This is a genomic window from Martinezella tropici, from assembly GCF_003287875.1.
In the GTDB taxonomy this organism is placed as follows: Bacteria; Pseudomonadota; Alphaproteobacteria; order Rhizobiales; family Rhizobiaceae; genus Rhizobium; species Rhizobium tropici_C.
Map to the genome: position 1 here is coordinate 60,998 of NZ_QMKK01000035.1, position 20,266 is coordinate 81,263.

Consider the following 20,266-nt stretch of genomic DNA (forward strand, 5'->3'; position numbering starts at 1 on the left):
GGTCGAAACCACCCTAATCCTCCCTGAACGCCCGCCGGATCTGGTCGGTCATCGGCTTTGTCAGATAGGCGAGAACGCTTCTCTCGCCCGTCTGCAGAAAGGCCTCCACAGGCATGCCGGGCAGCGGTGTAAGCTGGCCAAGCCGATCCCATTCCTGCTTTGCCACCTTGACCCGTACGACATAGTAGCTTTGCCCCGAACGCTGATCCGTCGTCAGGTCCGCCGAGATCGTATCGACATGCCCGTTCAGCTCCGGGGTGATCCGCTGATTGAAGGCGGGAAAGCGCAGGGATACCGCCTGGCCCACGGTAATCTGGTCGATATCCTGCGGCGCAAGTTTAAGCTCCGCTACCAGCGCATCCTTATCCGGGACTATCTGCAGGATCGCTTCTGCCGGCGAGATGACGGCCCCTGCGGCATGGATGCTTAGCTGGTCGACGATGCCAGCCTGAGGTGCCTTGATGTCGATCCGCTTCAAGTCATCTTCAGCCGCAACCAGACGCTCGGAAAACTGGCCGCTATCGCTCTCGGCCTGACGCAATTGCTCGGACACTTCCGAACTGCGGTCTGCATCGATCTGCAGGATCTGTAGTTCGGTTTCCGCAATCTTGCCTTTGGTCTGGGCGATGGACGAGACGAGGTTTCCGAGATCGCCGTTCAGCGAAGCGCTTTCCCGCTGCAGGGAGTAAACCTTTGTCGCCGAGATGATGCCCTGGTTGAGCAGGCCTTCAAGGCTGCCGAGCTCCCTGGCGATGAGCGTGATCTCCCGCCGCTTGCCCTGCTCCTGCGCCACGAGCCCCTCGATCTCCTGCTTCAACTGTTGAATACGCTCCTGCAGCTGCGACTTCTGGCCCTCGCGCGAAGCATGGCGATCGAGAAAGAGCCGGCGTTCGCCGGCCATGATCGCCGCGACATCTGCGTCAGTAGCGTCCGAGAGAAGTTCGGTGGGAAAGGCGATATCCTGCCTGCCGTCGCGCTCCGCCGCCAGACGCGCCGTGCGGGCGGAAAGCTCGTTCAGCCGCTTGCGAATGATGGCAAGGTTGGCCTTGGTCTGCGTGTCGTCCAGGCGCACGAGCACCTGGCCGGCCGCGACATGATCGCCGTTCTTCACCAGGATCGCGCGGGCGATCCCGCCTTTCAGGTGCTTCACCGGCTTCACATAGCTGTCCACGACAAGCGTGCCCGAGGCAATCACCGCTCCGGAAATCCTGGTCGCCGCCGCAAGGCCGCCCATCACACCAAACAGCAGCGCTACGGCCGCCACCACAAGCAGGGACAGGCGGCGGATCGTCCGTTCGGTCGATGGCGAAGCCTTGTCGGTCATCCATGCGTCTCCCCGCCGGCAACGGCAAAATGCGTCGTTCCGACCTGCTTGGGCGATGGCCCGAGTATGTCTTTCTTCGGACCGAACGCCTGAACCTGACCGCCGGCAACGATCATGACGGTATCGGCAGCGGCCAGGGCGCTTGGCCTGTGGGCAATGACGATCGCGATGGCGCCGCGCTTCCGCACGCCTGCGAGGGCCTCGGTCAGCGCGGCCTCTCCCTCCGCATCCAGATTGGAGTTCGGCTCATCGAGAACCACCAGGAATGGATCGTTGTAAAGCGCTCTCGCCAGGGCTATGCGCTGCCTCTGCCCGGCTGAAAGGCGCGATCCGCTCTCGCCGATCCTCGTATCGAAGCCATCCGGAAGCTTGACGATCATGTCGTAAACCCCCGCAGCCTTCGCCGCAGCGATGATCGGCTTCGTATCCACTTCCTCGGCAAACCGGGAAATGTTTTCGGCGATCGAGCCGTCGAACAGGTCCACATCCTGCGGCAGATAGCCGATATGCCGACCGAGTTCGTCGCTATTCCATTGCGACAGCGCGGCACGATCGAGCCGCACGGCGCCAAGGGGAACCGGCCATAGGCCGGCGATCGCCCGCGCAAGGGAGGACTTGCCCGACGCGCTCGGACCGATGACGCCGAGCACCGTGCCCGACGATATCCTGAACGAGATATTGCGCAGGATGAGATCGCGGCTGCCGGGAGAGGTAACGCTGATATTCTCGACGCTAAGCTCGCGCGACGGCGGCGGCAAAGCGAAGGCCTGCTGCTCGGGCGGCACGACGTCGAGAAGCGCGGCAAGCCGCACCCAGCCCTGACGCGCGGCGACAAGGCCTTTCCACTGGCCGATCGCGAGCTCGACGGGCGCCAGCGCCCGTGTCACCAGGATCGAACTGGCAATGATGATGCCACCCGTCGCCTCCTGCCGAATGACGAGGATCGCCCCGACGGCGAGAACGCCGGACTGAAGCATCATGCGCGCCATCTTGGCAGCGATTGTGAGTGCCCCGACGATCGTGCTCGCCGCCAGCTGATGTCGGAGATAGTCGCCGTTCATGGCCGCCCACTTCTCGCTCAGACGGCCAACAAACCCCATGGCAATAGCAGCCTCCCAGTTCCGCCGCGCAGCCTGGGCGAAGCCGAGGCGTGCTGCCGAAGACCTGGCCGCCTCCAGGGCCGGTCGACGCGACAGCATTTCGGCAGCCACGGTCATGCCGACGAGCAACAAGGCACCGCAAAGAGCCGTAAAGCCGATCCAGAAGTGGAACAGAAAGCAAAGGAGCAGATAGAAAGGCACCCAGGGAAGATCGAACAGCGCCGTCGAACCGCTGCCGGAAATGAAGGAGCGGATCTGCTCGAGATCACGCACTGATTGCAGCCCGTCGTCCGATGTCTGTTTTTTGCTCGGCAGGAATAGAAGCGCGCCGAAGACCTTCCTGTTTAGACGTTCGTCGAGCGACATACCGATGCGTACAAGCAGCATGGAGCGCAGGAATTCGATTACGCCCTGAAACAGATAGAGGGTCACGACGATGATGACGAGACCGGACAATGTCGGCAGGCTATGGCTCGGAATGACCCGATCATAGACCTGCAGCATGAAGAAGGAGCCGGTCAGCGCCAGCACGTTGATGGCGGCGCTCGCCAGGGCGATGCCGATGAAGGCCTTGCGAAGCGCCGACAGCATCAGTGCGACGAATGTCTGCGGCGGGTCTTTCGGGACGGCAAGCACCTTGCGTCGATCCTCAACATTGGCCGTCGCGTACGACAGGGATTTACATGACGCCCAAAGCACCGCCTCCCGCTCGGCGCATGGACCTGCAAAGCGATCGTCAACGGTATCATCCGCCGTTCTCGCTTCGCACCTAACCTTCGGTGATCCCACGCAATTTAGGAAGTCGAAATCTGCCCGGAATGCAGTTTCGGTGAACCCAACCTTATCGCGGAACGCCTTGTCCACTTGCGGGACAATTGCGCCATGAAATGGGGCAGCAGCCTGTTCCGGCAAGATGCCTGACCTATCATATTAAGACGAGCAGGCGGCGACCTGCCGCCTGCCTTCCGCCTTCAATCGAATTTCTCCGCCGTATCCGCCTTGCCCTTGACCCAATAGCCGGACGCCTTGATCCAGCTCAGCGGATAGCCGCGTTCTTCGACGAGGTAGGAGCGCAAGGCGCGCGTGACGGAAGCCTCGGCGGCGATCCAGACGAACGTGCCGGGCACCACATCGATCGACTGCAATATCTCCAGAAGCGAGGACGGATCCGCTGCTTCCGAGAGAGGTCGATATGCCCAGCGCATATCCAGCTGCGCATCGGTTTGAAATGCCTGATGTTCATGAGCATCGGCAACCGCAGCGATCGCCGTTATGCGCACACCCGCACGTGCCTCCTCGATCCGGCGGCCGATGGCCGGCAGCGCCGTCTCGTCGCCGATGAGCAGCCAATTCTCGATATCTGCGGACACAACGGCCGAGCCACGGGGACCGCCGATCTCCAGCCTGTCGCCGACGCGGGCGTCGAGCGCCCATTGCGTGGCGGGGCCTGCCTCGTGGATGGCAAAATCGAGGACAAGCGTGCGCGCGTCGGTGTCGTATTGGCGAGGCGTATAGTCACGCCGCTCCATCTCCTCGCCCGCGCCGGCTACGAAAACCTTGATGTGGTCGTCAGGCGCCAAGCTGACGAAATCGGCGAGGTCTTCGCCGGCCAGTTGAACGCGCAGCATGCCGGGCGTGATCCTGTCGACGGCCGTTACCGTCAAAGAGCGCCGCTTCAGCTCATGCCGCACGCGCTCGATCTTCGGGGCGGAGATGGCCGAGTTGGAATTATGAGGGGTATCCATGGGTGTCCTTTCGAGGCGCTTCGATCTCGATCCGCAGGACACAGTCGCGCAGACCGAAGCCGCAGAGCCGTTCGATCATACGCGTTGAGTGACGTTAACGCTTACGTGGCAGAGCAAGGCCCTGCCAATCTGACATTTCTATAGAAGAAGAGCTCGCCCCGCAACGAAAAGATGATAAATTCAGGCAAGTTTTTTGCGCCTCAGCATAACGTGATCGCAGCCCTCCGCGAATGGATCGGCACAGCCGTTTCGAGCCGTGCCGATCCCGTTGGATTACTGCAGCGCCTTCTCCATCAGCCGTGCCAGACGTTCGGCAAAGGCGCGCGGATCGGCAGGCTTGTCGCCATCCAGCACGCGGGCCTGATCGAGCAGAAGGAAGGCGGCATCATCGCGCAGGGCCGGTGAATCGGCCTTGGCGGCAATGGCCTTGACGACAGGATGATCCATGTTGATTTCCAGGATCGGTTTGGCGCCGGACTGTAGACGGCCGGCGCCCTGCAAGATCTTCTCCAACTGGCGATCATAACCCTGCTCGGAGGCAACGAGGCAGACGGCGCTTTCGATCAGGCGGTCGGATGCGCGCACATCGGAGACCTCATCGGCCAGCTTCTGCTTGGCGTAGTCCAGGAATGCCTGGACTTCGGCGGGCGCGCTTTCGCTTTCAGGCTTGTCTTCGTCCTGCTTCTTGAACTGGGCAAGATCAGCAGAGCCCTGCGTAATCGATTTGAAGCTCTTGCCGTCAAATTCCGGGGCGTTGGTCACCCAGAAGCTATCGACGGAATCGGTCAGCAACAGGACTTCGATGCCGCGGGCACGGAAACCTTCAAGCTGGGGCGAAGCCTTCAGCTGCTCCAGGCTGCCACCGACGAGATAGTAGATCGACTGCTGGCCTTCCTTGGCATCCTTGATGTAGTCGGCAAGCGAGCGATAGCCGTCGCCCGACGTCGTAGTGCGGAAGCGCGAAAGTGCCAGAAGCTGAGAACGACGTTCGAAGTCCTCATAGATGCCTTCCTTGATGAGGCTGCCAAAATTCTCCCAAATCTTCAGGAAGGCGTCATGATCGCTCTCCGCCTGCTTCTCGATCGCCGTGATGATGCGGTTGGTCACACCCTTGCGGATCGCCGTCAGGATCGGGCTTTCCTGGATCATCTCGCGCGAGACGTTGAGCGGCAGGTCCGACGTGTCGACCAGCCCGCGCACGAAGCGGAGATAGCGCGGCAGCAATTCGGCTTCATCGGTGATGAAGACGCGCTTCACATAGAGCTTCATGCGGCCCTTGCGATCGGGATCGAAGAGGTCAAAGGGCTGCGAGCCGGGCACGAAAGCGAGCGCTGAATATTCATGGCGTCCCTCGGCACGGAAATGCACCGTCAGCGCCGGCTCGTCATACTGGCCGGAAACGCCGCGATAGAAATCGGTATATTCCTCGGCCGTGATGTCGTTCTTCGATTTCGTCCAGAGCGCGGTGCCGTCGGTGAGCTGTGTCGCTTCTTCGCCGGGCTTTTCAGCGATCTTGATCGGCACCGGCACATGGCCGGACTGTTCCTTGACGATGCGCTCGACGCTCCAGCGCGAAGCGTAGCTCTTGGCATCTTCCATCAGATGCAGCGTGATGCGGGTGCCGCGCGCCGGCGCTTCGCTGACATCGACGGGCGCAACGCTATACCCGCCCTTGCCGTCGGAAGACCAAAGCCAGGCATCTTCCGCACCGGCGCGCCGCGAGACGACATCGACGCGGTCGGCCACCATGAAGCAGGAATAGAAGCCGACGCCGAACTGGCCGATAAGCTGCGCGCCCTCGCCCTGCTTATTGGCCTCGATGCGCTCCATGAAGGCGCGCGTGCCGGAACGGGCGATCGTGCCCAGCGCCTCGATCATCTCGTCGCGGCTCATGCCGATGCCGTTATCTTCGACGACGAGTTTGCTGCCATCGGCGTCGAGTGTCAGCAGGATGCGGCTGTCGGGATCGTTCGCAAGCAGGCCGGGCTGCGCGATCGCCTCATAGCGCAGCTTCTCGCAGGCATCGGCCGCATTCGAGATCAGCTCGCGCAGGAAGACATCCTTGTCCGAATAAACCGAGTGAACCATCATATGCAGAAGGCGGGCAACGTCGGCCTCGAAGACGTGGCTCTCGGCGGTCATTTCTGCGGCGGTGGTTGTCATATGCGTCTAGTCTCCTGGGAATGTTGAACGTCGCGCCGAACAGGTGGCGGAAGACGAGGGAAATTTCAAGCTTGCGTTGTCATGCCAGACTCAAAATGGGCGAATGGCCTTTCTTTCACGGTTAGAAATCATCAGTCCGGCAATGTCTGTATTTGGATCTATCACGCAGGATTGACATCTGTACGGCACAACTGCGGCGCGGTGCCGCAGGGATTGCCATAAATTTGGCGGAGGCCGGGCCAAGATCGAAATCGTCGCATCGACGGGTTTCGAAGCCATTCGTTCGAAAACCCGTCGGAGATGTTCTTCAAGCAAAGGAGACCATTGTGCAAACCCTCCGCAATACACTTCTCATCGGCGCTGGTCTTATCGCCGCCGCAGGATTGGCGGGTCAGGCATTCGCTCAGCAGAAGACCGAGCAATCCGCCCAGATGCATCAAATGACGGTCCGCTTGCCGGACGGCTCACTGGAGGTGATCCGCTATAGCGGCGATCAGCCTCCAGTTATATCGTTTCTAGGCAATCCCGATGCGGCTTCCTCCCTCATTGCCGCCTTCGATCCATTTGACGACGCCTCGCCCTTCGCCGACATGGAGCGCATCTCGGCCGCCATGGATCGGGAGATGGCGGCCATGTTGAACAACGCGCCGCTCTTGGCGCAATGGCCCGATGGCGCGGATAACCTCACCAAGATAGACCTCTCCCGCCTTCCTCCAGGTGCTCAGGGATATACGATGATTTCTACGACATCGGGCAAGGGCACCTGCACGCGAACCATGCAATATTTCAGCACGGGGAGCGGCAAGCCGCAGGTCAAGACAAGCAGTTCGGGAAACTGCGGCACGCTGCGGGGCTCGGCAGCCACACCCGCGCACGCCATTGCGCCACAACCGTCACCCAAGCGCCAGCCCTCCGGTATAATCGAGGCCTCTTATCAGCCGAATTCGAAGACGATGAGAACGGCAGGGCTGTTCTAGGATAAGGTTCCGACACACGCAGCTTTAATATTGGCTGGTTCGACATCGCAGGCGGGATGCTCGAAAAGGAATCCCGTTTGCTTTCGCGTGCATGCCGATCGTCATTTCGTGCGGCAACCACACGGAGATTGCCATCCAAAAGGTGTTGCTGTAATAACTTGAGTATAATTTGAAGGATTAAAGCGGGAAAGCGACGCCGGAAGCTGCGAATGACGTTTCAACCACGAATGCAAAACAAGATCGGAGGCTTTTCCGTGATCGGCGGCATGCATCGCCGCCAATGGAACGGCATGGTTGCCGACATCTGGAACGTCAATTGCGCGGCACAGGCCGGCGGGTACTATGTCGCGAGGGACCCGCGGCTTTTCATCCTGCTGGAGCAGCGCGGCCCAGGCACGACCAATGTCCGCCCGTCGCCACGCGCACAAGGCCGGCTGCAGAATTACGATAGCGGACGCATCTCCTACATTCCCGCTGGCATGGAGCTCTGGGTCGACATGGCAGGCGTCGAGTTCGTGCGCCACCTCGATATTCATTTCGATGCTGGCGTTGTCAGCCAGCGCCTGATGGAACATATCGACCCGGCGCGGCTCGACCGTCCGCAGCTGCATTTCAACGACCCGCGGGTGATGGCGCTTGCCGAGCTGATCGCGGCCGAGTGCGAAAACCCCGAGCCGCTGCACGATCTCTATGGCGACGGCCTGACACTTTCGCTGTTGATCAATGTTCTGCAACTGCGCGGCACCCGGCCCCGCAAGCGCAGCGGTCTCGCCACCTGGCAGCTGCGCCGTGCGGTGGACTATATCGAAGAGAACTGCACGCGCGCCATCCGGCTGGAAGAACTGGCCGAATTGACCGGCCTCTCGCAATCGCATTTCAGCCATGCCTTCAAGGCGTCCACAGGTGTGCCGCCGCATCAGTGGCAAACGCAGGCCAGGCTCGAAAAGGCCAAGCATCTGCTCCTGAACAGCGAGATGCCGCTAACGACCGTCGCCGTCGAAACCGGCTTTGCCGATCAGGCGCATTTCACCCGCGTCTTCCGAAAGAATGTCGGTACCGCGCCGGCGAGTTGGAAACGCAGCAAGCTGGCCTGAAAACCACAGTCTGCGAGCAATTGTATCTCTCGCGGAGAATTGCCCAAAAACATTCAATTTTCCCCGTTACAGACAAGCCGCGCCGGTAAATATGAGTTAACTCCTCACCTTATTGAGGGATCGGCTGTCATAGCCGAACGGGCGCAAGAATTCGGGACAAATAGCGGAAATGCAGGGATTGAAGCAGGACGTATCGCGGGCGCGGCTCATGGCGACGGGCGTAGCCATTTTGGCACTTCTGGCAGGCTCTCAGGCCAACGCGCAGGAAAAGCCGACCGAGCTGCAGCCGTTGGTCATTCAAGGCTCGCAAGAGAAGAGCGAAGCCAGCGGCACGGCCCCGGTCAAGGGCTATGTCGCCAAGAAGACCACGGCGGGCTCGAAATCCGACACGCCGATCACCGAGGTGCCGCAATCGGTTTCTGTCATCGGCCAACAGGAAATGCAGGATCGCGGCATCACCAACAAGGTCGACGAGGCGCTGCGCTACACGCCGGGCGTCACCACGCAGCCCTTCGGCAATGACGGCGATACTGACTGGTTCTACATCCGCGGCTTCGATGCGACGCAGAGCGGCGTCTTCATGAATGGCCTGACGCTCTACAGCTACGGCTTCGGCGGCTTCCAGATCGATCCGTTCATGCTCGAGCGCGTCGAAGTGCTGAAGGGTCCGTCCTCCGTACTTTACGGCGGCTCCAATCCCGGCGGCCTCGTCAACATGGTCCGCAAGGAGCCGACCGACGATCCCTATTATTATACTGAGATCGGCATCAACAATCTCGGCAACGCCTTCGTCGGCTTCGACTTCTCCGACAAGCTTTCGGCCGACGGCGTCTATCGCTACCGCCTGACCGGCAAGATCGCCGGCGGCGACACCTATAGCGACGGCACCCACGATCTGCGCGGCTTCATCATGCCGCAGGTCACCATCTCGCCGGACGATTCCACCAAGCTGACCGTCTTCGGCATGCTGAGCGGTCTTGACGAAATCCACAGCGGCAATGGCTTCTTCCCCTATGTCGGCACCGTGGTCGATGCACCCTTCGGCAAGATTAAGCGCGATGCCTTCTATGGCGAACGCAGTATCGACAATCTGAAATATGCCCAGCAGATGCTCGGCTATGAATTCTCGCATGATTTCGACGGCGGCTGGACCGTGTCGCAGAATGCGCGCTACGGTCACCTCTACAAGCGCGAGGAAGGCCCGTATCTGAACGGCTATGTGGATGGCAATCCGCTCAGCCCAGGCTACGACGATCCCAACTACATGCTGAACCGCATCGGTTTCTTCGAGCGCTCCAAGGTCGATACCTTCTCCGTCGACACCCGTGCGGAAAACAAGTTCGACACCGGTCCCTTAAGCCACGATTTCCTGATCGGCACCGACTACTCGATCTACCGCCTCGACCAGATACAGGCCTGCTGCGGCTCCAACCCGATCAGCGCCATCAATCCGGTCTACGGCACCGCTCAAGGTACGAACTTCGTCTATCTCAACCAGGTGCTGACGCAGCAGCAATTGGGCGTCTATACGCAGGACCAGATCCGCTTCGGCGGCGGCTGGCTGGTGACGCTCAACGGCCGCTACGACTTCGTCGACACCAATTCCGATGCAAAGGTCGGCACCACCTACAGCTCGAACGACAGCGCACCGAGCGGCCGCGTGGGCCTCGCCTACGAATTCGCCAACGGCATCACGCCCTATGTCAGCGCCGGCACCTTCTTCCGGCCGCTGGTCGGCACCAGCGTCACCGGCGGAGGGCTGCTTCCGGAAAAGGGCGAGCAGTACGAAGCGGGCGTCAAATACGAGCCGGACTTCATCGACGGCCTGTTCACGGCGTCCATCTTCCAGATCGATCGCAAGAACATGGCTCTGACCGATCCTGTCACCTTCCTGCAGCGACAGGTCGGCGAGGTCCGTTCGCGCGGCGTGGAATTCGAAGGCAAGGTCAATCTGGACGAAAACTGGAAGCTGCTCGGCTCCTACTCCTATACCGATCTCGAAGTCACCAAGGACCTGGACTCCTCCATCGTCGGCAACTCGCCCTATCTGGTGCCGAACTCCACGGCGTCGCTCTGGCTCGACTACGCCTTCACCAGCGACGCCCTTGACGGCCTTAGCATCGGTGCCGGCGTGCGCTACCAGGGCAAGTCCTGGGCGGACCAGGCCAACACCCTGCGCGTGCCTTCGGCAACGCTCTTCGATGCGGGCATCCGCTACGAGAAGAAGGGCTGGGGTGCAGCGCTCAACGTTTCGAACCTGTTCGACAAGGAATATGTCTCGGGTTGCGCCGGCGAGAACGTCTGCGGCTACGGCGAAGCGAGAACCGTTACCTTCAAGCTCAGCAAGAAGTGGTAAGTTGATAATAAAGGTATACTTTGTTTTTCAATGATGGCAAGGAACCGGGGATTGCTGCAAGGCAATCCCCGCACCGATTTGAAACCAGAGGCGACGCCAGCATGACGGCAAGAAGCGCTCACAGGCTATCACGTCGGCAACTGCTAGCCATGACGGGTGCCGCTGCGCTTATCGGTTTGACGCCAGCGCGCGCCACGACGAGCCGACGTGTCGCGACGCTCGATTGGGCCATTCTGGAAACCCTACTGGCGCTTGGCGCCAATGTGGTCGCCGGCACCGAGCTGCTGCAGTTCCGAGACCTTGCCGTCACGCCGGCTATTCCCGCTGATGTCGCCGATCTCGGGCTGCGCGGAACGCCGAATTTCGAGGTCCTTTATGCCGCCAAGCCTGAGCTGATCCTCAACTCCAATTTCTATGCCTGGGCCGACGATCGCCTGCGCCTGATCGCCCCGGTCGAGAGCCATGCCGTCTATCGGCCAGGAGCCAGCCCCTACCGGCTTTCCGAAGAGATGACGCTTGCGATCGCAGAGCGGCTCGAGCTTCCGACCGGCCGTGCGCTCGTCGAGGCCTTGCGGCAAAAGCTGGAGGCCTATCGCGTCAGCTTCGGCAAGGGCGATCATCGCCCGATCCTGCCGATCAACCTCGGCGACGCCAGGCATTTCCGCGTTTTCGGCTCCGACAGCATGTTCGGAGAGGTCCTGGCCCGCACCGGGCTTGCCAATGCCTGGCCGGACCTCACGAGCTATTCGGCGACCGCGCCCGTTGGCATCGAGCGGCTGGCCGCCATACCGGACACGTGGATCGTCCTGATCCCGCCACATCCCGCCGAAGCCTTGGCCGAACTCCGGCAAAGCGCATTCTGGAAGGCGCTCCCGCCGGTACAGCAAGGCCGCGTTCTCCTGCTCGGCTCCATCAATCCCTATGGTGCGCTGCCCGCAGCGGAGCGCTTCGCCGATCTGCTTGCGGGAGGGCTCGCCCGTGCATGGAATGGCTGATCGCCGCATGATTGCCAGAGACATGATTGGCGGGGATAGGCCGCTGATGCGCAATGCCACCCTGCTTGCTGCCGTCTGCATCCTTGCCTTTGCGGCGCTCGTCTTCCTGCGGCCGAAGCTTGCCGCGGATACGCCCGATGCTGCAGCGCTCAATCACATCCTGCTCATCGATAGCCTGCTGCCGCGCTCGGCGATCGCGATCATCGCTGGCGCAGCGCTCGGCCTTTCCGGCGCTCTGCTGCAAAGGATCTTGCGCAACCCGATCGCCGATGCATCGACCCTTGGGATCGCCGCCGGCTCGCAGCTGGCGATGACGATCGCCGTTGGCCTCTTTCCGCTTCTCCTCGGCTTGCCGCGGGAAATGTCCGCCTTTGCCGGCGGGCTTGCGGCTGTCCTGATCGTTCTTGCTCTGAGCTGGCGTCGCAGCCTCGATCCGGTGACTGTAGCACTCTGCGGCATGATGGTGACATTGGTCGCGACCGCACTCAGCGTCACCATCATTCTTGCACGTGGCGAATACGCCATGTCCGTCTTTATCTGGGGTGCGGGCGCGCTCAATCAGCAGAGCTGGGATGGCGTCGTCACGCTTGTCCCTCGCCTTGCTATTGGCTTTGCAGCAGCCCTCCTACTCGTTCGCCCGCTCACGGTCATGAGCCTGGACGATAATAGCGCAAAGAGCCTCGGCCTGGCCTTGCACGGCATGCGCTTTACTGTTCTGGCACTCGCCGTCTGGCTCGCAGCCTCGGTGACGGCGCAAGTCGGCATCATCGGCTTTCTCGGCCTTGCAGCGCCGCATCTGGCAAGATTTTGTGGTGCACGCGGCACCAGGCAACTGCTGATTGCCGCGCCGCTTGCCGGCGCCGGGCTGTTGTTCCTTACGGATTGCGTCGTCCAGCTTCTGTCGCCGGGATTTACCGATCTCGCCCCGACAGGGGCGGCGACCGCACTTCTCGGCGGACCGCTCCTGTTTCTACTCTTGCCGCGCCTGCATTCGCGCAGCGCACCGCACGCCGATGGCATCCCACCGGCACGGCGAAACCTTGCCGCTCCCGGGCGGGCGCTTGTCTTGCTCGCCGTCGGCTTCATTCTTCTGCTGGTCTTTGCTCTGTCGGTCGGACGCGGCATCGAGGGTTGGCAGGTGGCGCTCGGCAGCCGGTTCTCGGAGCTTTTGCCTTTTCGCCTGCCACGCACTATCGTTGCAGCGACTGCCGGCGCGATGCTGGCCGCAGCCGGCTTCATCATGCAGCGTCTGACCGCCAATCCGCTTGCAAGCCCCGAGGTCCTCGGCGTCAGTGCTGGCGGTGGCGCCGGACTGACGGCGGCCCTCTTCCTGTTCGTCTTCCCCTCGCCCGCCATCACCATCACGGCGATGACGCTCGGAGCGTTGATTGCATTCCTTACCATCATGGCATTCAGCGCTCGCGGCGGCTTTGGTTCGGAGCGTCTGCTGCTCTCCGGCATTGCGATCGGTGCGCTGTCGATGGCGATCGTCACGATCGTTCTTTCGCGTGGCGACTTGCGCGGTTATCTGCTACTGAGCTGGCTGTCGGGCTCCACCAACCGCGCCGGCTCCTTCGAGGCCTGGACCGGTGTCATTTCGGCCGCCCTCCTCATACCGGCATTGCCCGTCCTGCGGCGGTGGTTCGACATCCTGCCGCTTGGCGGCGACGTCTCCCGCTCCGTCGGCCTGTCGGTCGCGGCAAGCCGGTTGACTTTGGCGGTACTGGCAGCCCTCCTGACCGCGATCCCCTCTTTCCTCGTCGGCCCGCTTAGTTTGACAGGGCTGATCGCGCCGCATCTGGCCCGCCTTATCGGCTTCCGCGAGACGGTCAAGCAATTGCTGGCCAGCCTGCTGCTTGGCGCCATGCTGCTCGTGCTGGCCGATTGGCTGTCGCGAATGGTGATCTTTCCCTACGAGGTTCCCGTCGGTCTGTTCGCAGCCCTGATCGGCGGCCCCTATCTCATCTGGTTCCTGACCCGCAAAGAGACTAAGCAATGATGCATGCCAGGGATTTCACCGCTTCCGGCGTGGCCACACATAAGGATGCCGGCCTGCTGCTGGATCAGTTCTGCGCGCGGTTTGCCGAGCATGTCACTATCACGCGGAGCGAGGCCGGAGCCCGCCTCGACACCGTCATCGGCAGCGCCGACATCGCCGTCAGCAGCGATCGCCTCGACATCAAGCTGCGCTGCCCGACAGCGGCGATGCTCTTCACGATCCGCAGCATGGTCGCCGAAAACCTGTTCGAACTTTCCACCGGCAACACGCTCGCCCTCAATTGGGCCGATGGGCCACAACCATCAGCCATACCGAACTTCCGCCAAATCAGGGTCGCCGATGCCCACGATATCACCCCGCATATGCGCCGCGTCGTCGTCGCGACCGATGATGCCGGGCATTTCGTCGAGGGCGGCATGCATGTTCGCCTGCTCATTCCACCGAAGGGTCGCGAGCCGGTCTGGCCGCATACGGAGCCGGACGGCCGCATCCATTGGCCGAAGGGCGATGATGCACTGACCATCCGCGCCTATACAATCCGCAGCATCGATCTTGCCCGCGGCGAGATGAACATCGATTTCGTCGTGCATGAAGGTGACAACGTTCCTGGAGCGAACTGGGCGATGACTGCCCGCCCGGGCGATCGCGCCGGCCTCATCGGCCCCGGCGGCGGCGGCGTGCCGACAGCGCGCAAGCTCATCCTCGCCGGCGACGAAACCGCGCTGCCGGCCATCGCCCGCATCGCGGCCTCCGTGCCTGCCGATGCCGAGCTGCGGATCTTTCTCGAGGTCGCCGGCAAGCAAGAAGAGCAGCCGCTGACATCAAGCGCATCGATGGATGTCAGCTGGCTGCATCGCAACGGCGCGGCCGCCGGGACGACCGATACGCTTGAACGCATTCTGCGCGACATCGTGCCTGCGGCCGATCCGGAGACCTTTGTCTGGGCCGCGTGCGAACAGAAGCAGGCCCGTGCCGTCCGCGCTTTCGTCAAGAGCGAGATCGCCAGGGATCCCGGCACGTTCAGCATAGCCGCCTATTGGCAGCGTTGATGAGGAAATAGTCAGAACAGGTCGAAGTAGCCCAATATTTAGGCTATGTTTTAAATCGCCCAATATTTCAGCGAGCAACACTTGTTCGCCTTGCTGCATTGCGCCATAAAGATGGCATGAGCCGTCTCGATCTGACCATTCTTGTGATCGATGAAAACACCATCCGGGCCTCGATCATCGAGGAAGGCCTGCGGGAGGCTGGTCATGCGCGGGTGACGGTCATCCATGAAGTGCAGGGCGTGGCGCGCACGATCGAGACACTTCACCCTGATGTCATCATCATCGATCTTGAAAATCCGAACCGCGACATGATGGAACATCTGTTTCAGCTGACGCGAACCGTGGGCCGGCCGATCGCCATGTTCGTCGACCGCTCCGATACGGCCTCGATCGAAGCAGCTGTCGAGGCCGGCGTTTCGGCCTATATCGTCGACGGTCTGAAGAAGGAGCGGGTCAAGCCGATCCTCGATATGGCGGTCAGCCGCTTCAACGCCTTCAGCCGATTGCAACGGGAATTGGCGGAGGCCAAGTCGGCGCTGGAGGAACGCAAGATCGTCGAGCGCGCCAAGGGCATCCTCATGAAGATGCGCGGACTTTCGGAAGATGAGGCCTTTGCGCTGCTGCGGCAGACGGCCATGAACGAGAAGAAGAAAATGTCCGAGATCGCGCAAAGCGTCGTGACGGCAGCGGGATTGCTGATGTGAGCGCGCTGAGACCAACCTCGTCCGCCACGCGCGCATGGGAGACATCGGAGTGAACATGAGAATGCAGGCAGCCCATTTCGCCAGTGCTCGCAAGGCAGGCAGTAGCAACCCTGCCGCGCCTGCGCGAATTGCAAGCGAAGGCCCGCGCACACTGCGTGCAGGCTTCATTCCACTGGTCGATGCTTCAGTTCTGATCGCGGCCGCGGAATTCGGTTTCGCGCGCAAGGAGGGAATCGCGCTCGATCTCATCAAGGATGTTTCCTGGGCCAATATCCGAGACCGGCTTGCCTTTCGTCAGTTCGATATCGCCCATATGCTCTCGCCCATGCCGGTCGCGGCGATGCTGGGGCTCGGCTCGAATCCCTCGCCGACGATTACGCCATTCTCGCTCGGCAACGGCGGCAATGCCATCACGCTGTCGACACGGCTCTTCGAGCGCATGTGCAACGACACCGGCCTCTCCGACCACGCCAGCGCATTGGAAAATTCGCAGGCGTTCGCAAAGGTGGTCGGCACGATGAAAGCACGCGGCGAGCAGCCGCCGACACTCGGCATGACCTATCCGTTCTCATCGCATAACTACGAGTTCCGCTATTGGCTGGCCGCCGGCGGCATCGATCCCGACCGGGACGTGAAGCTTGTCGTCGTACCGCCGCCGCTGACTTCCGATGCCCTTGCGGCCGGAGCAATCGACGGCTTTTGTGTCGGCGCGCCATGGAACATGGTCGCCTCCGAGCGTGGCGTCGGCCGCATCGTTGCCGCCAAGCAGGACATATGGCCCTCGGCGCCGGAAAAGGTGATCGGCATGCGCCCGGAATGGGCAGAAAGCCACCCCGAAATCGTTTCGCGCCTCATCGTGGCGCTCGACGCGGCAGCGCGCTGGTGCGACAAAGCAGAAAATCATGATGCCCTTGCCGAAGCACTTGCCGATCAGCGCTATATCGCAGCGCCTGTCGGCATTATCCGCCACGTGCTGGCGGGCGAGTTCAATCTCGACGCCAAGGGCAATCGGCGGGTGATCGACCGATATTTCAGCTTTCATGCCGGCTTCGCCAATTACCCGCGCCCGAGCCTGGCCCTGTGGATATTCAGCCAGATGGTGCGCTGGGGGCAAAGCGCGCTTTCCAAGCAGAACATGGCGATGGCGGCTTCCGCCTATCGATCGGACCTCTACCGGCTAGCCCTTGGAAACGAGGCCTCGCCCGATGACGCAGATATCCGCATAGAGGGCGACAGGGATGGCGACCGCTTCATGGACGGTCACGTTTTCGATCCCGCAGACCTGGCGAGCTATATCGACGGCTTCGCGGTGAAGACGACGAGTGCGGCGCAATTTTCCGCCGACGATATTTAGTCGGCGGCTCTGCACTGCACAGAATAAACGCAGGGTTCCAGGCAGGATGGCAACCATCCGCCCAAAATTTTAGCAGCTTCAGCATTCGCACACAAAACAGCCAAGGCCGGTATTAACTGAAATAATTACATGATTTCAGTGCATTAACAACAATATCGAAAACTGGCACGCAGCTTGCTTATCTAGTTTCGCTTCGGTCAACGGCGATCGAAGCACGCAATGCGCTGATAACGCGCTCGCAAAGACATCGACGTCGCAAGGTTCTTGCCCCGAGGATTTCCTTCCTGTCCCGGGCTGCATCGACCGAGCGGCGTTTTTTTATGTCCAAAATCCACGCGTCACGAGCAAAACAAGGGGAAACTGCAAGTGAAGAAGATCCTGTCCGGTGGTATTACGCGCCGAAACCTTTTGAAGACATCCGCCACGGCAGCCCTGATCGGCGCCGTCAGGACGGCTTTCCCCTCCGGCGCCTTCGCAGCAACCGCCGGACCTGAAGTGTCGGATGTGAAGCTTGGTTACATCGCGCTAACGGATGCCGCGCCGCTGGTCATTGCCAAGGAAAAAGGCCTGTTCGAAAAGCATGGCCTTTCCAACGTCGATGTGGCCAAGCAGGCATCCTGGGGTGCAACCCGCGACAACCTCGTGCTTGGCGGGGCGGCAAACGGCATCGACGGCGCCCATATTCTCTCGCCGCTCCCCTATCTCATACACACCGGCAACGTAACGCAGAACAACCAGCCCGTGCCGATGGCGATCCTCGCGCGTCTCAATTACGACAGCCAGGGCATTTCGGTCGCAAAGGAATATGCGGAAACCGGCGTGCAGCTTGACGCATCCGGGCTGAAAGCCGCCTTCGATGCGAAAAGAGCCGCAGGCAAAGAGATCAAGGCGGCCATGACCTTCCCGGGCGGCACGCATGATCTGTGGATCCGCTATTGGCTGGCCGCCGGCGGCATCCATCCCGACAAGGACGTCTCGACCATCGTCGTGCCGCCGCCGCAGATGGTGGCGAACATGAAGGTCGGCAACATGGACGTCTTCTGCGTCGGCGAGCCTTGGAACGAGCAGCTCGTCAATCAGGGGATCGGCTTTACAGCCTGTACGACCGGCGAAATCTGGAAGGGCCACCCGGAAAAAGCGCTCGGCATGCGCGCAGACTGGATCGAGAAGAATCCGAATGCCGCCAAGGCCCTGCTGATGGCGGTCATGGAAGCCCAGCAATGGTGCGACAGCATGGATAACAAGGAGGAGATGGCGACCATCCTCGGCAAGCGGCAATGGTTCAACGTGCCGCCAAAGGATGTACTCGGCCGCCTCAAGGGCGACATCAACTACGGCAACGGCCGGATCGCCAAGGGTACCGATCTTTACATGAAGTTCTGGAAGGGCGGCGTTTCCTATCCCTATCATAGCCATGACGCCTGGTTCATTGCCGAAAACATTCGCTGGGGCAAGTTCGCTCCCAATACCGACATCAAGACGCTGGTCGGCCAGGTGAACCGCCAGGATATCTGGCGCGACGCGGCCAAGGATCTCGGCGTTGCCTCAGCCGATATTCCCGCATCGACCTCACGCGGCAAAGAGACCTTCTTCGACGGCAAGGTTTTCGATCCCGAAAACCCCACTGCCTATCTCGAAAGCCTCTCGATCAAGGTGGCGTCGTGATGGTCGGCACTCTCTTCCAAAAAGGATTCGTTCAATGTCCGTAACCGCCCGCAAACAGCAAGCCGCCGTTGCGCAAGCGCCTGCTCCCGCAAAGAGCCATGTCGTGACATTGGCGGTCCACCCGGCTCGGCGCATCGATCCAGGTCGTATCGCCGTCTCGGTCTTGCGCAGCGTCCTGCCGCCCCTGGTAGTCCTGGTGCTTCTGCTCGCTATCTGGCAGCTGCTCTGTGAGCAGCCGGGCGCAAGCCTGCCGCCGCCTTCGCAGGTCTGGCAGGACAGCTACGACCTCATCGTCTATCCGTTCTTCTATAATGGACCGCAGGATATCGGGCTTGCCTGGCGCGTGCTCGTCTCGCTGCAACGCGTCGCCTATGGCTTCGGCCTTGCGGCCGTTGCCGGCGTGCTGATCGGTGCGGTGATCGGACAATCGGTCTGGGCGATGCGTGGGCTCGATCCGATCTTCCAGGTACTGCGCACCGTGCCGCCGCTGGCGTGGCTGCCGCTGTCGCTCGCGGCCTTCCAGAATTCCAACCCGTCGGCGATTTTCGTGATCTTCATCACCTCGATCTGGCCAGTCATCATCAACACGGCGGTCGGCGTTCGCAACATTCCGCAGGATTATCGCAACGTCGCCAAGGTGCTGCGGCTGAACCAGATCGAATTCTTCTTCCGCATCATGGTGCCGGCGGCCGCCCCCTACATCTTCACGGGTCTTCGCATCGGCGCAGGCCTCTCCTGGCTAGCGATCGTTGCCGCCGAAATGCTAACCGGCGGTGTCGGCATCGGCTTCTTCATCTGGGACGCGTGGAACTCGTCGCGCCTGCCCGACATCATCGTCGCGCTCGCTTATATCGGCATCACCGGCTTTGTCCTCGACCGTCTGGTCGCAGGCCTTGGTGCTGTCGTGACCCGCGGCGTGACTGGCAATTGAGGAGAACAGGATGAGCGCCTATCTGAAGCTCGATCATATCGACAAGTATTTCGACCGCGGCGGCCAGCGTGCCGAAGTCCTGAAGGGCATCGAACTCGTCATCGACAAGGGCGAATTCGTGTCGATCATCGGCCATTCGGGCTGCGGCAAATCCACCCTGCTGAACCTCATTGCCGGCCTGACGCCGGTCTCTGCCGGCGCGGTGCTGCTTGAGAACCGCGAGGTGAACTCACCGGGTCCTGATCGGGCCGTGGTCTTCCAGAACCACAGCCTACTGCCCTGGCTCAGCGTCTACGAGAACGTCAATCTCGCCGTTTCGAAGGTGTTCCGTGGCACCAAAAGTAAGGCCGAGCGTCATGACTGGGTCATGCGCAACCTCGATCTCGTGCAGATGGCACATGCCAAGGACAAGCGTCCCTCGGAAATCTCCGGCGGCATGAAGCAGCGTGTCGGCATTGCCCGCGCGCTCGCCATGCAGCCCAAGATCCTGTTGCTCGACGAGCCCTTCGGGGCACTGGATGCGCTCACCCGCGCCCATCTTCAGGATGCCGTCATGGAAATCCATGCCCGCCTCGGCAGCACCATGGTGATGATCACCCATGATGTCGATGAAGCCGTATTGCTCTCCGACCGCATCGTCATGATGACCAACGGCCCGGCTGCCCATATCGGCGATATCCTCGAAGTGCCGATCCCGCGGCCGCGCAACCGCATCGAGCTTGCGTCCGACAGAACCTACCTCAAATGCCGCGAGGCCGTGCTGAAGTTCCTCTACGAACGCCACCGCTTCGTTGAAGCCGCGGAGTGATA

General features: G+C 61.3%; 15 protein-coding genes. 11 read left to right on the forward strand and 4 right to left on the reverse strand.

The annotated features are described in order from the left end of the window. Nucleotides 1–13: 13 nt before the first annotated feature. The 4 genes from DQ393_RS13630 to htpG all read right to left on the reverse strand — a co-directional run bounded on the left by DQ393_RS13630 (nucleotide 14) and on the right by htpG (nucleotide 6,332). Nucleotides 14–1,324 (reverse strand): HlyD family type I secretion periplasmic adaptor subunit, encoded by a 1,311-nt coding sequence (locus DQ393_RS13630; RefSeq protein ID WP_112342307.1) that lies wholly within the window; start codon nucleotides 1,322–1,324, stop codon nucleotides 14–16. Next, complete coding sequence (locus DQ393_RS13635; RefSeq protein WP_112342308.1) at nucleotides 1,321–3,060, reverse strand: type I secretion system permease/ATPase; 1,740 nt, start codon at nucleotides 3,058–3,060, stop codon at nucleotides 1,321–1,323. Before DQ393_RS13635 ends, DQ393_RS13630 begins: the two co-directional genes overlap by 4 nt. Nucleotides 3,061–3,395: 335 nt before the next feature. Beyond that, nucleotides 3,396–4,169, reverse strand: coding sequence for a siderophore-interacting protein (locus DQ393_RS13640; protein WP_112342309.1), 774 nt, complete (start codon nucleotides 4,167–4,169; stop codon nucleotides 3,396–3,398). A gap of 273 nt (nucleotides 4,170–4,442) precedes the next feature. Further along, nucleotides 4,443–6,332 carry a molecular chaperone HtpG gene (htpG, locus tag DQ393_RS13645; protein ID WP_112342310.1) on the reverse strand — a complete coding sequence of 630 codons (1,890 nt, stop codon included), beginning with the start codon at nucleotides 6,330–6,332 and terminating at the stop codon, nucleotides 4,443–4,445. Between the two features lie 326 nt (nucleotides 6,333–6,658). Here htpG and DQ393_RS13650 point away from each other — a divergent pair, with 326 nt between their 5' ends. The 11 genes from DQ393_RS13650 to DQ393_RS13700 all read left to right on the forward strand — a co-directional run bounded on the left by DQ393_RS13650 (nucleotide 6,659) and on the right by DQ393_RS13700 (nucleotide 20,264). Beyond that, nucleotides 6,659–7,309 carry a hypothetical protein gene (locus DQ393_RS13650; protein WP_112342311.1) on the forward strand — a complete coding sequence of 217 codons (651 nt, stop codon included), beginning with the start codon at nucleotides 6,659–6,661 and terminating at the stop codon, nucleotides 7,307–7,309. 209 nt (nucleotides 7,310–7,518) lie between these two features. Then, nucleotides 7,519–8,403, forward strand: a complete 885-nt coding sequence (locus DQ393_RS13655) for an AraC family transcriptional regulator (protein WP_112342312.1) — start codon at nucleotides 7,519–7,521, stop codon at nucleotides 8,401–8,403. A 169-nt stretch (nucleotides 8,404–8,572) separates the two neighbouring features. Further along, the gene (locus tag DQ393_RS13660) at nucleotides 8,573–10,759 is read left to right on the forward strand and encodes a TonB-dependent siderophore receptor (RefSeq protein ID WP_112342313.1); all 2,187 of its coding nucleotides are present in this window, start codon (nucleotides 8,573–8,575) and stop codon (nucleotides 10,757–10,759) included. Nucleotides 10,760–10,860: 101 nt separating this feature from the next. Further along, nucleotides 10,861–11,754: an ABC transporter substrate-binding protein gene (locus DQ393_RS13665; protein WP_112342314.1), complete on the forward strand. Its 894-nt coding sequence runs from the start codon at nucleotides 10,861–10,863 to the stop codon at nucleotides 11,752–11,754. Nucleotides 11,755–11,761: 7 nt separating this feature from the next. Further along, complete coding sequence (gene fhuB / locus DQ393_RS13670; protein WP_112342494.1) at nucleotides 11,762–13,753, forward strand: Fe(3+)-hydroxamate ABC transporter permease FhuB; 1,992 nt, start codon at nucleotides 11,762–11,764, stop codon at nucleotides 13,751–13,753. After that, nucleotides 13,750–14,802, forward strand: a complete 1,053-nt coding sequence (locus tag DQ393_RS13675; RefSeq protein ID WP_112342315.1) for a siderophore-interacting protein — start codon at nucleotides 13,750–13,752, stop codon at nucleotides 14,800–14,802. The genes fhuB and DQ393_RS13675 overlap by 4 nt, the downstream gene beginning before the upstream one ends. Nucleotides 14,803–14,918: 116 nt before the next feature. Next, on the forward strand, nucleotides 14,919–15,506 hold the full coding sequence (locus DQ393_RS13680; protein ID WP_112342316.1) for an ANTAR domain-containing response regulator: 588 nt from the start codon (nucleotides 14,919–14,921) through the stop codon (nucleotides 15,504–15,506). A gap of 55 nt (nucleotides 15,507–15,561) precedes the next feature. Next, nucleotides 15,562–16,860, forward strand: a complete 1,299-nt coding sequence (locus DQ393_RS13685) for a CmpA/NrtA family ABC transporter substrate-binding protein (protein WP_245430361.1) — start codon at nucleotides 15,562–15,564, stop codon at nucleotides 16,858–16,860. A gap of 366 nt (nucleotides 16,861–17,226) precedes the next feature. Then, a complete protein-coding gene (locus DQ393_RS13690; RefSeq protein ID WP_112342318.1) occupies nucleotides 17,227–18,525 on the forward strand; it encodes a CmpA/NrtA family ABC transporter substrate-binding protein in 1,299 nt (432 codons plus the stop codon). 34 nt (nucleotides 18,526–18,559) lie between these two features. Then, on the forward strand, nucleotides 18,560–19,456 hold the full coding sequence (gene ntrB / locus DQ393_RS13695; RefSeq protein ID WP_112342319.1) for a nitrate ABC transporter permease: 897 nt from the start codon (nucleotides 18,560–18,562) through the stop codon (nucleotides 19,454–19,456). Between the two features lie 10 nt (nucleotides 19,457–19,466). Continuing rightward, on the forward strand, nucleotides 19,467–20,264 hold the full coding sequence (locus DQ393_RS13700) for an ABC transporter ATP-binding protein (RefSeq protein WP_112342320.1): 798 nt from the start codon (nucleotides 19,467–19,469) through the stop codon (nucleotides 20,262–20,264). Nucleotides 20,265–20,266: the final 2 nt, after the last annotated feature.

What these genes read in the sequence shown, in the direction of transcription:
- DQ393_RS13630 (WP_112342307.1), bottom strand. Translation starts at nt 1,324, where the DNA reads ATGACCGACAAGGCTTCGCCATCGACCGAACGGACGATCCGCCGCCTG.
- DQ393_RS13640 (WP_112342309.1), bottom strand. Translation starts at nt 4,169, where the DNA reads ATGGATACCCCTCATAATTCCAACTCGGCCATCTCCGCCCCGAAGATC.
- htpG (WP_112342310.1), bottom strand. Translation starts at nt 6,332, where the DNA reads ATGACAACCACCGCCGCAGAAATGACCGCCGAGAGCCACGTCTTCGAG.
- DQ393_RS13655 (WP_112342312.1), top strand. Translation starts at nt 7,519, where the DNA reads ATGACGTTTCAACCACGAATGCAAAACAAGATCGGAGGCTTTTCCGTG.
- DQ393_RS13660 (WP_112342313.1), top strand. Translation starts at nt 8,573, where the DNA reads ATGCAGGGATTGAAGCAGGACGTATCGCGGGCGCGGCTCATGGCGACG.
- DQ393_RS13665 (WP_112342314.1), top strand. Translation starts at nt 10,861, where the DNA reads ATGACGGCAAGAAGCGCTCACAGGCTATCACGTCGGCAACTGCTAGCC.
- fhuB (WP_112342494.1), top strand. Translation starts at nt 11,762, where the DNA reads ATGATTGCCAGAGACATGATTGGCGGGGATAGGCCGCTGATGCGCAAT.
- DQ393_RS13675 (WP_112342315.1), top strand. Translation starts at nt 13,750, where the DNA reads ATGATGCATGCCAGGGATTTCACCGCTTCCGGCGTGGCCACACATAAG.
- DQ393_RS13680 (WP_112342316.1), top strand. Translation starts at nt 14,919, where the DNA reads ATGAGCCGTCTCGATCTGACCATTCTTGTGATCGATGAAAACACCATC.
- DQ393_RS13685 (WP_245430361.1), top strand. Translation starts at nt 15,562, where the DNA reads ATGAGAATGCAGGCAGCCCATTTCGCCAGTGCTCGCAAGGCAGGCAGT.
- ntrB (WP_112342319.1), top strand. Translation starts at nt 18,560, where the DNA reads ATGTCCGTAACCGCCCGCAAACAGCAAGCCGCCGTTGCGCAAGCGCCT.
- DQ393_RS13700 (WP_112342320.1), top strand. Translation starts at nt 19,467, where the DNA reads ATGAGCGCCTATCTGAAGCTCGATCATATCGACAAGTATTTCGACCGC.